Here is a 15,329-nt window from a genome sequence, read left to right on the forward strand (position 1 = left end):
AAGGATCTTGTAGTTGTAAGGGCGAAAAAGAGCTTTATATAGCGAAATTTGACGAATCCCGGTTTATGTTTTACGGATAGTTTAAGTAACGATATATTTTATTCATGAAAATTGCTTTATCGTATTAGAATAAAGGAGATATTGGATCTATGAATTTATTGCCAGTACGTAGTGAGATGGATTTTTTTGCTAATCCATCAGTCATATACGGTATGCTGGTTATAGGTGTGCTCTTGAGTATGGTTTGTCTTCTTAGGACCTATTCTTTAGCTGTCCTTTGGTTTTCAAAACCAGGATATACGTTGATCATTAGTATGCAGCTATTATTTTTAAATGTTCTCCCTTATCATTTGCCTATGATTTTTATTCATTGGTCAATTGCAATATATCTTTTATTAAAATTAACTTGGCAACGCCCCTTGTTTTTAATTTCTTGGATGACCTGTTTGCATATATTTTTTCAATTTTTTTGGATAACATCGCCTTTTATTTTTATGGAACTATTAGAACGAATTTGCATAGGTATTTTATTAGGTTGTATTTCTTGGATTTTAAATAATGCTTTTTGGAAATTATCTTATATGAAAAAGACTATTGTTAACTTAAAGTTTAATTTGATAAAAATAAATAGCCGGATAAATTATTTGAAAAAATATGTACATAGAAGGAATATTGTACCTGTTTATTTAAAAAATAAATTATCTTTATCGGCAATAGATGAAGCGTCTTTTTTGAAATTTATTGATCAAAAGTTTAAATCTCGATTGGTTACTTCTTATCATTTTTTATGTTTAGATCTGAGTTCATGGCAACTATTAATACAAAAACGAGATGATAATTCAGAATATACTAAAAAAAATCTTGAATGGCAGACGCTAATACCTTCAAAAACTATTGTAGCAACGGTGCAAAGAGAATTTGTTGTTTTAGCTTTTTCGTGTAATGAACTCAATTTACATAATTTTAGGAAAATAATTATTCGTTGTTTATCTCGTTATCATATTGGTTATCGTAAGAATTTTATTAATAATTGTGTTGGTATAGCTTCTTATCCTAGAGATGGCGTTAACTCAAGGGATTTAATTGATATTTCGATCCAACGTTTGCGTATTCAGAAGCAGCACTATTGGAAAAAAGAGATATATAGGCAGAGGAAGTTAGAGAAATTATCATCTATAGGTCAATTGGCTGCTGGATTGGCACATGAAATTCGTAATCCATTAACTTCTATACGTGGTTTTTTGCAAATAGCTGCTTTGGAATCTGTATCTATCAAAAAATGGGAATACATTATGCTTAGTGAGATGGATCGTATCAATGATCTTTTAAAACAGTTTCTTAAATTAAGTGAAACCAGGCCGATTTCTTTCAGTTGTTTTTTGCTCGATCAGTTGATGCAAGATGTTTTAAGTTTGCTTCGGCCTAAATCTTTTTTGATGGGCTATGAATTGATATCATATCCACCCAGCATACCTGTAGAAATCCAAGCTGATATTGAGCAAGTAAAGCAGGTTTTGATAAATTTGATTCAAAATGGTTTGGAAGCTTTACAAGGTACTAAGGGACGTAAAGTTTGTATCAAATGGTACGCAAAATATGATAAAGTCATTATAAAGATTGAAGATGATGGTAATGGTATTGATAAAGAAAATTTAAATCGTATTTTTGATCCTTTTTTTACAACCAAACGAGAAGGCACGGGTATGGGATTAGCGGTATGTCAGCGTATTATTGAAGATCACGGAGGTATTATTAAAGTTGACAGCACCCTGAATAAGGGGACTAATTTTTCTATTCATTTACCTATGAGACATAAAAGCAATACAGTTCGGGTGTCGGATTCTTTTTTGGCTTAAAAGGGTTTGTATTTATTGGTTGTGCCTGTATAATTAATAAATATAATATATAAAGCCATTTTATTGATCCTTTTTTTTTGTAAAGATTTTTTATGATTTGTATTCTCTTTTTGATTTCGGTCATATATTTTATAGGTTTGATCTAAATATTTTGATAATAATTTATATTTAATAATAAAAAAATCTTTAATTGCATATGCAATTGCACATTTAATTACATATTAAATTATGTATGTAAAAGAAAGATTTTATTAGGAGTGATAATTTGATGCGAACTAGTAAAAAAGATAATTTTCAGATTATTGGTGGCGGAGGACATGGTGGTATGTCAACGATGAATTTTTCGCATTTGTCCTCTATTTTATTAACTGAAAATAGTGCAAAAGTGGATTTAGGGTTGATACATGCTAAGGGTCGTGTGGAAAAAGCTATTCAATTCAAAAATGATCAAACTATTGTTGATCATACAGCCACGCGATATGCGATTGTGTGGTTAACGGTTCGTGAATATGAACAGGGTAAGGGTTATGAAGGATTAGCGGCCTGTATGATGTTGATTGATGAGGCTAGTCGTAAAGGTTATAAAAATTTATCGCATCACGTTAATATGATGGATGAAGCTTTAAAGGGTAAGATTAATATAGAATGTTTAACTTCTGGTGAAAAAACACAGTTATTATCTTTTTTACAGACTCATCGTATTTCTTTATGGGAAAACAGTCCTGTATCATTTAAAGATAAGGTGACAAAAGATTTGGGGTAAGGTTGTTAATGGGTTTGTTCATATTTTTTATAGTTATATAAAAAACCTTCTTGTTGATTATAGAAGGTTTTTTGCTGTTTTAAATTTTATAATGCAATTATATAGATTAATTACCTTATATTTTTCATATAAAATCATATCAGATTTATGTTATATTAATTTTCGACACCGGGTAACACTTTTTTTATACTTTGAACTTTTGCGGGAATATTAATAGAGCTGATTAGTAATTTTGTAATTTAAACACAAAAAATAGCTTTTTGTTCATTAAATTAGGGTCTTAAACAATATTGAATATGGGTTATTGGACAATTCCTTAGATAAAAAGTGTTGCTTTTAATTTGATCGATATTATGCTTTTTTTTAACTTATAAATATTTTTATATAAAAATAAATTATTTAATAATTATATTAAAAATTAAATTTAGATTAGATGTTTTTTTAAATATTATTGACAATAATTTATCATTTCTATATCGCATTATTAATGTTATTTTCTATATTAGTTTTTGAGCAATTGATTTGAGATTTTAAATTAGGTTTCAATCTTTAAATCTAATTTTAAAAAATCATATATATGAGGGAGAGTTATAAAACGATGAAAACTCAAACTAACAAATTTAAAAAAGCTATGGTGTTATCAACTGCTTTTATGATGAGTTTAACCGTTTTATCTTCTTCTGGTTTTGTTTCAAATCAAGCTCAAGCTTGTGGATTAATAAAAGCTTTAGCTTGTGGAAATAAGTCACAACCTGCACCGCAACCATGTCCACCTGCACCACAACCTTCACCACAACCTTCGCCTCGACCTTCACCACAACCATGTCCACCTGCACCTCGACCTGCACCACAACCATGTCCACCTGCACCTCGACCTGCACCACAACCATTTCCTCCTAGACCGATTAATCAAGGACAATTTGGACCAGGTCAACAACAAATGCCACCGAATGGTATGTTTAATTCACAAATGAATAATAGTATTAAAATTGTTGTCAACAGAATGTGTGATCAAGGAAATTTATCTGCTAGCGCATCTGATAATTTTATTAACAATATCCAGCCGATACTTTCTAATTTAAATAATGATCCTAATTTTAATCAAATGTTGAATAATAGAAATCCAGAAGTTTTTAACTTAAAAGTTGGTAATGGTCCTGGGGTTTCCATTAAAATAACTGGTAATGATCCAAATGATCGTTTAAATGATTTCTTGGGTAAAGCTTTGCCATCGCTCGCTAAAGATCCTAAAAACATAAATAATGATCCAACGAGTCCTATTAAAGATCCTAAGAATATGAATAATGATCCAACTATTTCTATTAAAGATCCTAAAAACATAAATAATGATCCAATGAGTTCTCTTAAAGATCCTTCCAAGCATAAAGGACCGATAAAGGGTCATGGAGGCGAGCCTGAAGTTGCAGGTGATCACGATATGAAGGATCCAGATGGAGGTCCTAAGCCTATGTCTCCTGGAGGTCCTCATATGCCTCCTGGAGGTCCTAAGCCTATGCCTCCTGGAGGTCCTCATATGCCTGATGCTCCAGGTAAGCTAGCTCATACAGCTACGAATTATACAAATATCATAGGTGTAAGCACACTAGTTATTTTAACGGGAGCTTTTGTACTATTTAATCGTAAACGTCGTCAAAAACATGTAAATAAATAATATAAAATAGTAAAAAGAATACAAAAAAAGATAACTATATCCTTTATAGGATATAGTTTTTTTATTTCATTTAAGTTCATTTAAGTTCATTTAAGTTCATTTAAGTTCATTTAAGTTCATTTAAGTTCATTTAAGTTCATTTAAGTTCATTTTTTTTATTATTTTTAATATTTTATGAATGTTATAGTTATCGATATCTTTATTTTTTTGCAGGTATATCATTTGAAAATATTAAATTAGTATGTTGACAGGGATATATATTGGCGCTTTTTCCAGTTTTATGATATGTATTATCTTTTTTATGTAGGTCATATATCTTAGTTGGACTTTTCCAAGAATGCTAATATATTCGATTAGTAAAGATTATTGGTATTTATTGCTAATTTTTAAAATTTTATAATAAAACTTAAAATTAACAATAAAGTTGCCTTGTATATATTTTTAAAGATACATAAATACTAATATTGTAATTATTCTGATATTAACAATTTAGGATAAAATCACATACATTGTATAGTTTTAAATTTATACTAAAAATAATTTAATATAAAATAATTTTATTTATTTCTATTTTTTAAATTATATTGTGGTTTTATATATAATAATATTAAAATAGAATTTTATATTCAAAAGAGGAATTTAACATATATGTATAAATCTAAAGTTAAATACTTAAATCAGGATGCTTTGGATATAATTTAATTTTTTGTTTATAAATAAATGGTAAAGCAAACCTATTGATAAAATCATTAAACTAAAAATATTTTCTTCTTTATATTTTAACATTATTTATGGAATTTAAACACAAAAATAGTTATTATGATAGTTTTGAATGCCTTAGATTAGGTTCTGAAACTTCCTTTACAAGCGTTCTTGGTCAAGTTCTTTGTTTGATCTAAATCTTTTGATGGACTTGTCCAAATAATTTATATTTAATAATAAAAAAATCTTTAATTGCATATGCAATTGCACATTTAATTACATATTAAATTATGTATGTAAAAGAAAGATTTTATTAGGAGTGATAATTTGATGCGAACTAGTAAAAAAGATAATTTTCAGATTATTGGTGGCGGAGGACATGGTGGTATGTCAACGATGAATTTTTCGCATTTGTCCTCTATTTTATTAACTGAAAATAGTGCAAAAGTGGATTTAGGGTTGATACATGCTAAGGGTCGTGTGGAAAAAGCTATTCAATTCAAAAATGATCAAACTATTGTTGATCATACAGCCACGCGATATGCGATTGTGTGGTTAACGGTTCGTGAATATGAACAGGGTAAGGGTTATGAAGGATTAGCGGCCTGTATGATGTTGATTGATGAGGCTAGTCGTAAAGGTTATAAAAATTTATCGCATCACGTTAATATGATGGATGAAGCTTTAAAGGGTAAGATTAATACAGAATGTTTAACTGCTGGTGAAAAAACACAGTTATTATCTTTTTTACAGACTCATCGTATTTCTTTATGGGAAAACAGTCCTGTATCATTTAAAGATAAGGTGACAAAAGATTTGGGGTAAGGTTGTTAATGGGTTTGTTCATATTTTTTATAGTTATATAAAAAACCTTCTTGTTGATTATAGAAGGTTTTTTGCTGTTTTAAATTTTATAATGCAATTATATAGATTAATTACCTTATATTTTTCATATAAAATCATATCAGATTTATGTTATATTAATTTTCGACACCGGGTAACACTTTTTTTATACTTAGATAAAAAGTGTTGCTTTTAATTTGATCGATATTATGCTTTTTATTAACTTATAAATATTTTTATATAAAAATAAATTATTTAATAATTATATTAAAAATTAAATTTAGATTAGATGTGTTTTTAAATATTATTGGCAATAATTTATCATTTCTATATCGCATTATTAATGTTATTGTCTATATTAGTTGTTGGGCAATTGATTTGAGATTTTAAATTAGGTTTCAATCTTTAAATCTAATTTTAAAAAATCATATATATGAGGGAGAGTTATAAAACGATGAAAACTCAAACTAACAAATTTAAAAAAGCTATGGTGTTATCAACTGCTTTTATGATGAGTTTAACCGTTTTATCTTCTTCTGTTTTTGTCTCAAATCAAGCTCAAGCTTGTGGATTAATAAAATCTTTAGCTTGTGGACATAGTTGTGGTGGAAATAACAATTCCAATGGTTTTATTCAATCTTCACCGCCACAACCACAACCACAACCACAACCACAACCACAACCACAACCATCTCCACCGCCACAACCAGGTATTAATCTATTGCCATTTGGACCAGGTCAACAACAAATGCCACCGAATGGTATGTTTAATTCACAAATGAATAATAGTATTAAAATTGTTGTCAACAGAATGTGTAATCAAGGAAATCTATCTGCTAGCTCATCTGATAATTTTATTAACAATATCCAGCCGATACTTTCTAATTTAAATAATGATCCTAATTTTAATCAAATGTTGAATAATAGAAATCCAGAAGTTTTTAACTTAAAAGTTGGTAATGGTCCTGGGGTTTCCATTAAAATAACTGGTAATGATCCAAATGATCGTTTAAATGATTTCTTGGGTCAAGCTTTGCCATCGCTCGCTAAAGATCCTAAAAACATAAATAATGATCCAATGAGTTCTCTTAAAGATCCTTCCCAGCATAAAGGACCGATAAAGGGTCATGGAGGCGAGCCTGAAGTTGCAGGTGATCACGATATGAAGGATCCAGATGGAGGTCCTAAGCCTATGCCTCCTGGTGGTCCTAAGCCTATGCCTCCTGGTGGTCCTCATATGCCTGATGCTCCAGGTAAGCTAGCTCATACAGCTACGAATTATACAAATATCATAGGTGTAAGCACACTAGTTATTTTAACGGGAGCTTTTGTACTATTTAATCGTAAACGTCGTCAAAAACATGTAAATAAATAATATAAAATAGTAAAAAGAATACAAAAAAAGATAACTATATCCTTTATAGGATATAGTTTTTTTATTTCATTTAAGTTCATTTAAGTTCATTTAAGTTCATTTAAGTTCATTTAAGTTCATTTAAGTTCATTTAAGTTCATTTAAGTTCATTTAAGTTCATTTAAGTTCATTTAAGTTCATTTAAGTTCATTTAAGTTCATTTAAGTTCATTTAAGTTCATTTAAGTTCATTTTTTTTATTATTTTTAATATTTTATGAATGTTATAGTTATCGATATCTTTATTTTTTTGCAGGTATATCAGTTGAAAATATTAAATTAGTATGTTAATAGGTGTATATATGGGCTCGTTTTTCAGTTTTATGATATTTATTTTATCTTAGAAAATATTTCATAAATATATATGATTTTTTTTTGATAAATTTAATATTAAAAACTTAAGGAGGATGATCAATGCCTATAGGACATGAATTTCATAGAATTTTATTTTGCGTGGCAATTGTTGTTGCCTTAATACTTTTTTTTAATTCTGTTATTATGCGAGTTAGAATTATTTTTTCTGGTCAGAGTAATGACTGGGATATTAATTGGATAAGTTTTTTTAAAAATGTTTTTGGTCATGTTAAGCTTTTTCAAGATTGGCGCAGTGGTTTTTTACATTTAATGTTTTTTTATGGTTTCATTATTTTACAAATAGGCGCTTTAGATATTTTTTTACTTGGTTTATTTCCTAATCTCAAGATTGATTTTTTTAACTATTGGTTATTAGAATTTTCTCAAGAATTTATCGTGCTTTTAATCACTTTAGCTGCTTTAGGTGCTTTTTATCGTAGGTATATTGAACGATTAGTTAGATTGACGCGTGATTTTAAATCTAGTTGGGCTATTATTTTATTAATACAACTTATGGTTTCTTTGTTATTTTTTGCTTGGGTTAAACGTTATATGTTAAGTGAGATTGATCGATGGTACCTTCATGCACCGATATCATCTTTTTTGGTCGATTTATTACCGGCTATTTCACCTGAATCACAAAATTTATTTTTTTGGATTGGCTGGTGGTGGCACGCATTAGTTTTATTTTGTTTTTTAGTGTATATCCCTTATAGTAAGCATTTTCATATTTTGATTGCGCCTATAAATGTTTTTTTGCACAGATCTAGACAGGGTGTTTTGCAAACTATTCCTTTTGAAGAAGGTACATCAGATTATTATGGTGTGAAAAAAATTAGTGATTTTTCGCGCAAACAAATTATAGATTTATATGCATGTGTTGAATGTGGTCGTTGTACGGATGGCTGTCCGGCTTCTTCGACGGGTAAATTTTTGTCTCCCATGGATTTGTTAGTTAAATTGCGCGATTATGCTACAAGGGAATTTTCGTCTGACAAAATGGGCCTAAACTTATCTTCGCATTTGCCAGCAAAAAACTTATCACCTATTACTGATGCTGTTATCATGGAGAATGAGCTATGGGCTTGTACAACTTGTGGTAATTGTGAACAAGCTTGCCCTGTAGCTAATGAACATGTAGATAAAATTATAGATTTAAGACGATATTTGACTATGACTGAGTCAAAGTTACCTGCGGGTATTGTTCGTGTATTGAACAATATCGACCGACAAGGTAATCTGTGGGGGTTACCTAAGGTTGTGCGTAATGAATGGTTTTCTAAATTTTCTAATGTTTTTTTATGGGATGACTTGGCTGAGCATCAGGATATTGATATACTCTTGTTTGTAGGTTCTATGGCGTCGTACGATCAGCGAAGTCGTCTTATTGTTAGTTCTTTAGCTAAGTTAATGGATTCGGCTGGGATGGTTGTAGCTGTTTTAGGCGCTAAGGAAGGAAATTCAGGGGATTTACCACGACGTTTAGGACATGAATGGCTTTTTCAACAATTAGCCAAAAAAAACATTGATCGTTTTAAATCTAAGTTTATTCGTCAAATTGTGACTGTTGACCCGCATGCGTATAATATATTTAAAAATGAATATACTGATCTGGGCTTAGATATAAATATTATGCATCCCACAGAGTTTTTAGCTCAACTTTTGCGACAAAAAAAGATATTACCAAAATATGAAGTTAATATTAGTGTTGTCTATCATGATTCTTGTTACTTAGGGCGTTATAATGGTTTATATGAGGATCCACGTTTTATCCTGAATAGTATTCCGGGATTGAAATTTTTAGAAATAGATAGGAATAAACAAAATAGTATGTGTTGCGGTGCGGGTGGTGGCATGATGTGGTTAGAAGATGATAAAGGTCCTAGGGTATCAGATGCGCGCACAGAGCAATTATTACAGAAGAGACCTGATGTTATAGGTACGGCTTGTCCGTATTGTTTAACGATGTTTGAAGATAGTGTTAAGATGAAGGAAGAAAGTGCGCAGATTTTGGACGTAGTTGAATTATTAGCTCAGTCTGTTTTGTCTAAAAATGTTTGTCAAGATTTAGGGATCAATGGTTAAACATTTCCCGGGAAATTATGTTATAGAAAAGATATATTATTTTATCGTGCAAACATTTCGTTTTTTAATATAGAGTTTATATTATCTAAATGATTTTTTAGATTATTAATATTTTTGTATTTTTAATATGATATTTTTTTAATATATTATAATTTTCTTTTTTATTTATGTTATATTAGGGAGTTGATATTAGGATGACGAAATATTCTGATAAGGATGAAAATAGTCAAAAAAAATATCGTTTAAAAAAGGACAAGCGTAACAAAGATACATTTAATACAGATGGAAAAGGATTCAAGAGAAAAAAATTGACCAAGGATTTTAATAAAAAAGAATTTTCATTTTCGAAAACAAATGAACTTAAATTTAATGACAAGCATACAGATGAAAGTGTAGAATTATCTAATAAAGAAAAATTTGCAAAAGAAAATTATTTGGGATCATCTCTAAATATTAAAAGAAAAAGTTATCTAGATCGTTCTAGCGATAGTAGTAAACAAGATAAGAGTAAAGAATCTACAGAAATTACAAAAAAGGATTGCGAAATTTCTAAGGGAAAATTGGATAAAGATAATAATAATCAAATCAATAAATCTAAAAACAATTTAAACAAAAATTTAAACAAAAACCTTGAAAATAGCAATCTGGATGAAAAGGGTGGTTTTTTTAATATAAAAGCAAATAATGATAAAAAAAACAACTATATATTAAATAAATATATAGGATTGGATAAAGATACTAAAAAAATATCTTTGAATGATAAATTAAAAAACAAGATTGCGAAATATCCTTTTTCTTTAACTAATAAACCTCAAGAAGGATCTAAGAAATTGGAAGTTGGTAAGGACGAAAAGGTAAGTGTAGAAGAAGGATCTAAGAAATTGGAAGTTGGTAAGGACGAAAAGGTAAGTGTAGAAGAAGGATCTAAGAAATTGGAAGTTGGTAAGGACGAAAAGGTAAGTGTAGAAGAAGGATCTAAGAAATTGGAAGTTGGTAAGGATGAAAAGGTAAGTGTAGAAGAAGGATCTAAGAAATTGGAAGTTGGTAAGGATGAAAAGGTAAGTGTAGAAGAAGGATCTAAGAAATTGGAAGTTGGTAAAGACGAAAAGGTAAGTGTAGAAGAAGGATCTAAGAAATTGGAAGTTGGTAAGGATGAATCAAAATATGCATCCGTAGATGCGGTTGCTAAGGATGACCAGCCAGGTAAATCTGGGATTGATCTTAATGATGTTCAAGATATTCAAAATGCTGAGGATGCTACAACTAAGTCTATTTCTAAGAAATCTTCTTCTTCTGCCGCTAAGAATAAACGGGTTCGACCTGTAGGTAAGTTAGCTTGGAGTTTGGATGATGAACCGGATTCTAATACAGAGATTAATCTAAATCTGGATTTTTTAAGTGCTACTGATAATAAATTGTCTCATCATAAACAAAAAATCACACCATCCACTACAGGTGATCTTAATAAAGAGTTTGCTTATTTAGGTGATATGGTTGTAAAATCTGCAAATGTTTCTGATGAATATAAGAAGAAAAATTTATTTTTTATTTTTAAGAAATTATCACGTTATTTATGGGCTCCTATAGTTGCTATTTTTATTTTTATGGGCGGTTTAATGTTTGGTTATAGTTATATATCTGATGATGGGGATGTTTTAGGCGTTTTTAATTGGGATACATGGGAGCATGCTTATAAATTTATTTTTGGTGGGTAACTGGTGTGTATTGTATTTTTGTTATATTTTTTTTGTTATAATTGCCTTTAAGTTTATTTTTTATCGAGGCCCGTCGGCATAAGATTTTTATCCTATACCGACGGGATTATTTTTTTATAATCAGGCAATTATACTAAAATTAATTATTAGGTATAGGGTTTTTATTTTATATTTTTGTCATAATGCATGTTAGGAGGATAGATTCGATGAATGTCCCTAATATACTAACAATTTTTCGTATAATTTTGATACCTATTTATTTACTGGTTTTTTTTCAATCTGGTCCATTCAATATTATTTTATCTGCTATAATTTTGTTATTGTCTGGAATGACGGATATTTTAGATGGTTATTTAGCCAGAAAGACCAAAAATGTTACTGAGTTAGGTCAAATTTTAGATCCTTTGGCAGATAAATTGATGATTCTGGCTGTAATTTTATCATTCTTATTTTTTAATAAGATAGATAAGACTGGAGCATTACTTATTATCTTTAGGGACATATTGATGATTTTGTTTTCTGTTTTTGTTAAGTATAAAGGTATGAAAACGGTACCATCTAATGTATTGGGTAAGTTTAGTACCGTATTCTTTTATCTTGTTTTGTTTTGTATGATGGTAGATTTTTCTTATGCTGATTTTTTACTGTGGGTATCTATTCCTATTTCATATTTCGCAATGTTTTGGTATATAAAGGAATTCTTATTATTTAATAGAAAAAATAAAGAAGATAGTATTTCTAATTAGTGAGTTAGAGATGTATCCTCTTTATTAGAGAATATCCCTTTTTTTGAAGGATATGGCTGAAATTAAGACAAATAGTGTGTAATAAGTAAATACTACACAAAGGGCCATTGATGATGGTCCATTTTCGTATATTTGGGAATCTAAGTAGTTAAAAACGATATACTTTGTTATCCAACTCCAAGAGGTTTGATTTATAAATGATAACATAGGTTTTGCTAATAACGATAATATTGTGATTAAGGTAATGGTTAATGTCGGACTTCGGAATAATGTAGCTAACATAAAGGATAGAGTTGTTATTAAGATAATACTTACCATTTCATATATTTGTGTCTTTATCAAGAAAATTATCCAATCAGTAGTATGAATTTTCATATTTATATAACTTAAATGAGTTTGTGTCGCTTGTTCAACACCTACCGCTAGAGGGGCTGAAATAATTGTGTATATGATTAATATTATCAAAAGTATAATTGCGAACAGTATTGAATTAAAGTATTTTGTAAATAAAATCATATAGCGACTAACTGGCCTGATTAAGAGTAATTTAATAGTTCCATATGTGAATTCACTTGCAATACTATCTGTGGCTGTAATGCTAGCTAATAATGTTATAAAAATTGAAAATTGGGCATTTTGTCGATAATATTTTTCACCGTTATTTTCATGAACCATTTCTTTAGCGTTATTTGGCAGATTATTTTTTAAGCGGTAGTTTAAAATGGCTAATACTTTCGTTATTTTTTTAAGTTGTTCTTTTTTAAATATATTAGTTTTATAAAGAAATGTAAATTCATTTATACGAATCATAACTTCTTTTTTCCAATTATTAGGTACAGGCTTTATGTTTATGATTAAGCTGTTTAGAACAAGGCATGATAGCATAATAGCTATCATTATCCATGTTTTGGGTCTTATGTATATCTTGATTATTTCATTGAACATAAGACGCCAAAACATAAATATCCCTTCCTTTCGAAAATCATGGTTTGATATGCAGTTTTTAGTTATTTTGTTTTATTTATTTTGCTTTATTTATTAGTAAAATGTTGTTTCTGTGTCTTCGTTTGCTTCTATAAAGCGATCTTCTAATGATTTTTTACGGGTTTTTATTTCATAAACTAATATTCCGGCTTCAACGAATTTTTTATTTATATCAGGTATAAAAATCTTTGGTATATTAAAATCAACTCTGTTATTATATAAATTAAATTCATAAGGATTTATTATTTTTTCCAGATTATCTTGGGATATAAATTGTGGGAGTTCAATTGTAAAGGAAACCAATATAGGTGCATTTTCATCTGATTTTTCATTTACTAATTGTTCGCCTATTAAGTTACCTTTTTTCATTAATAAGATACGATCACACATTAATTCAATTTCTGCTATTAAGTGGCTTGATATAAGTACAGAAATACCATCTTCAGCTACTAGAGATTGTAAATGTTTTCTTATATCTCTAATACCTTTGGGATCTAAACCGTTTGTAGGCTCGTCTAAAATCAATAGAGCGGGTTTATGGATCAAGGCTTGTGCTAAACCTAATCTTTGGCGCATACCTAGAGAATATGATTTTACCTTTTTATGGATAGCGTTATTGAGATCTACTAAATCGATTACTTCTCTTACTCTCCTTGTGTATCGCATTTCATTTAATCCAGTCATTCTGGCATAATGCATTAAATTTTGATATCCGGTAAGGAATTTATATAATTCAGGACTTTCGATAATCCCTCCAATATTTCTAATAGCTCGTGTGAATTGTGTTTTTATATTAAAACCGCATACTTTAATACTACCTCTTGTAGGGCTAGTTAAGCCTACCAACATTCGGATTGTTGTTGTTTTGCCTGCACCGTTTTCTCCTAGAAAACCTACAATTTCTCCGGGATAGATTTCAAAATTTATCTTATTAACTAAAGTTTTGTTTTTTACTTTTTTAGTTAAATTACTAACTTGGATAATCGGTCGTTGATATTTTTTATATTCTAATTCATCAGATGAATTCATCAATAATCTTATATCCTTTTGTAATTTTGAATTAAGACCGATTTTATGTTTTTACTATTATAATTAACTTTTATATAAACTTTTATTTTTTAGGTAATTACAAAGGGGTTCAATGCGACGTATAAAATTATGATCTAAATAAATATTATTTAGGATGAAATAAATATCAATTTCATTTATGTTTAAATAAATCTAAAAAACAAATTTAATAATTTAAAAATAGAAAAGATAAAATCTAAAATTATTTCAAATGATTTTATAGAAATTTTGTTTATTGTATAAATTATTTTTTAAATTTTACTTTTTTATTCTTATGAACTTGTCCAAAAAACCTGTGTAAATAGAGTTTAAGAACCTAATTACATGCATTAAAAGCTATGATAATTGTTATTTTGGGTTTTAAATTACATCATTACTTAAGTTAGTTATATAATCTGTCTTGGTAAGTCCTATGTTTATATCAATAATATGTTGAAAATTATTTTCAAGGTATTCGCTTTGGATCTTTTTGATCTTTTTTCATTTCTTAATATAGCATATCCTTATATTATATTATTAATTATTTTTTATTAGATTATTTTTATGGTTTATTATCCACAAGTATCCAGATCTTATTATTTGGGGCAGGATTTAATATAAATAACGCGAATCCAAACAAATGGTCATTTATTTTTTGTGTTTGTGCTTTATTTTTGTTGTTTTAATTTTTAGCACTGATAATTATAAATATTATTTATAGTAGGTGAATATAAATGAATGGAGCATTCAAAGCCAAAAAGACTGTTTTGGTTATTGATGATCAGTATGCAATACGTTTGCTTATGCGAGAAATACTTCATAAAGAAGAAATTAGTGTTCTACAGGCTGGGGATGGTGAACAGGCATTATTATTATTTGAAAAACATCATCCTGATTTGGTTTTGTTGGATATGAAGATGCCTGGTATGGATGGTTTAGAAATTTTGCGACGTATTAGGATGTTTAGTTTGTCGGTTAAAGTTATAATTATGACGGCTTACGGTGAGTTGGATTTGATTTCTAAGACAGGTTCTTTAGGTGTAATTATGCATTTTGCTAAACCTTTTGATATTCAGGCATTGAAATGTGCGATTCTTAGGCATTTAACAACTTGTATTTCCTCTAGGTGTATGCCTTGTTAAGATAATCA

General features: G+C 29.0%; 11 protein-coding genes. 9 read left to right on the forward strand and 2 right to left on the reverse strand.

Features of this window, described 5'->3' with window-relative positions; translation table 11 throughout:
• Window positions 1–149: 149 nt before the first annotated feature.
• The 8 genes from VS182_RS02165 (at window position 150) to VS182_RS02200 (ending at window position 12,148) form a co-directional block, all read left to right on the forward strand.
• Window positions 150–1,856, forward strand: coding sequence for a two-component system sensor histidine kinase NtrB (locus VS182_RS02165; RefSeq protein WP_479484883.1), 1,707 nt, complete (start codon window positions 150–152; stop codon window positions 1,854–1,856).
• 268 nt (window positions 1,857–2,124) lie between these two features.
• The gene (locus VS182_RS02170; RefSeq protein WP_479488814.1) at window positions 2,125–2,619 is read left to right on the forward strand and encodes a YwhD family protein; all 495 of its coding nucleotides are present in this window, start codon (window positions 2,125–2,127) and stop codon (window positions 2,617–2,619) included.
• Between the two features lie 598 nt (window positions 2,620–3,217).
• Window positions 3,218–4,291, forward strand: coding sequence for a hypothetical protein (locus VS182_RS02175; protein ID WP_479492691.1), 1,074 nt, complete (start codon window positions 3,218–3,220; stop codon window positions 4,289–4,291).
• A gap of 1,032 nt (window positions 4,292–5,323) precedes the next feature.
• Window positions 5,324–5,818, forward strand: a complete 495-nt coding sequence (locus VS182_RS02180; RefSeq protein ID WP_479484884.1) for a YwhD family protein — start codon at window positions 5,324–5,326, stop codon at window positions 5,816–5,818.
• Window positions 5,819–6,290: 472 nt separating this feature from the next.
• On the forward strand, window positions 6,291–7,211 hold the full coding sequence (locus VS182_RS02185) for a hypothetical protein (RefSeq protein ID WP_479492692.1): 921 nt from the start codon (window positions 6,291–6,293) through the stop codon (window positions 7,209–7,211).
• Window positions 7,212–7,662: 451 nt separating this feature from the next.
• Complete coding sequence (locus VS182_RS02190) at window positions 7,663–9,687, forward strand: (Fe-S)-binding protein (protein ID WP_479492693.1); 2,025 nt, start codon at window positions 7,663–7,665, stop codon at window positions 9,685–9,687.
• A 194-nt stretch (window positions 9,688–9,881) separates the two neighbouring features.
• Entirely contained in the window at window positions 9,882–11,402 is a 1,521-nt protein-coding gene (locus tag VS182_RS02195) for a DNA-directed RNA polymerase subunit beta (RefSeq protein ID WP_479488819.1), read from the forward strand.
• Between the two features lie 206 nt (window positions 11,403–11,608).
• Entirely contained in the window at window positions 11,609–12,148 is a 540-nt protein-coding gene (locus tag VS182_RS02200) for a CDP-alcohol phosphatidyltransferase family protein (protein ID WP_479484889.1), read from the forward strand.
• 24 nt (window positions 12,149–12,172) lie between these two features.
• Here the strand turns inward: VS182_RS02200 and VS182_RS02205 are convergent, their stop codons facing one another.
• Complete coding sequence (locus VS182_RS02205; RefSeq protein WP_479488820.1) at window positions 12,173–13,108, reverse strand: ABC transporter permease subunit; 936 nt, start codon at window positions 13,106–13,108, stop codon at window positions 12,173–12,175.
• 78 nt (window positions 13,109–13,186) lie between these two features.
• Window positions 13,187–14,161 (reverse strand): ABC transporter ATP-binding protein, encoded by a 975-nt coding sequence (locus VS182_RS02210; RefSeq protein ID WP_479484891.1) that lies wholly within the window; start codon window positions 14,159–14,161, stop codon window positions 13,187–13,189.
• Window positions 14,162–14,913: 752 nt separating this feature from the next.
• On the opposite strand from VS182_RS02210, the gene VS182_RS02215 reads away from it, so the two are divergent.
• A complete protein-coding gene (locus VS182_RS02215; RefSeq protein WP_479484892.1) occupies window positions 14,914–15,321 on the forward strand; it encodes a response regulator in 408 nt (135 codons plus the stop codon).
• Window positions 15,322–15,329 lie beyond the last annotated feature (8 nt).

It is taken from the genome of Pasteuria ramosa, from assembly GCF_056496785.1.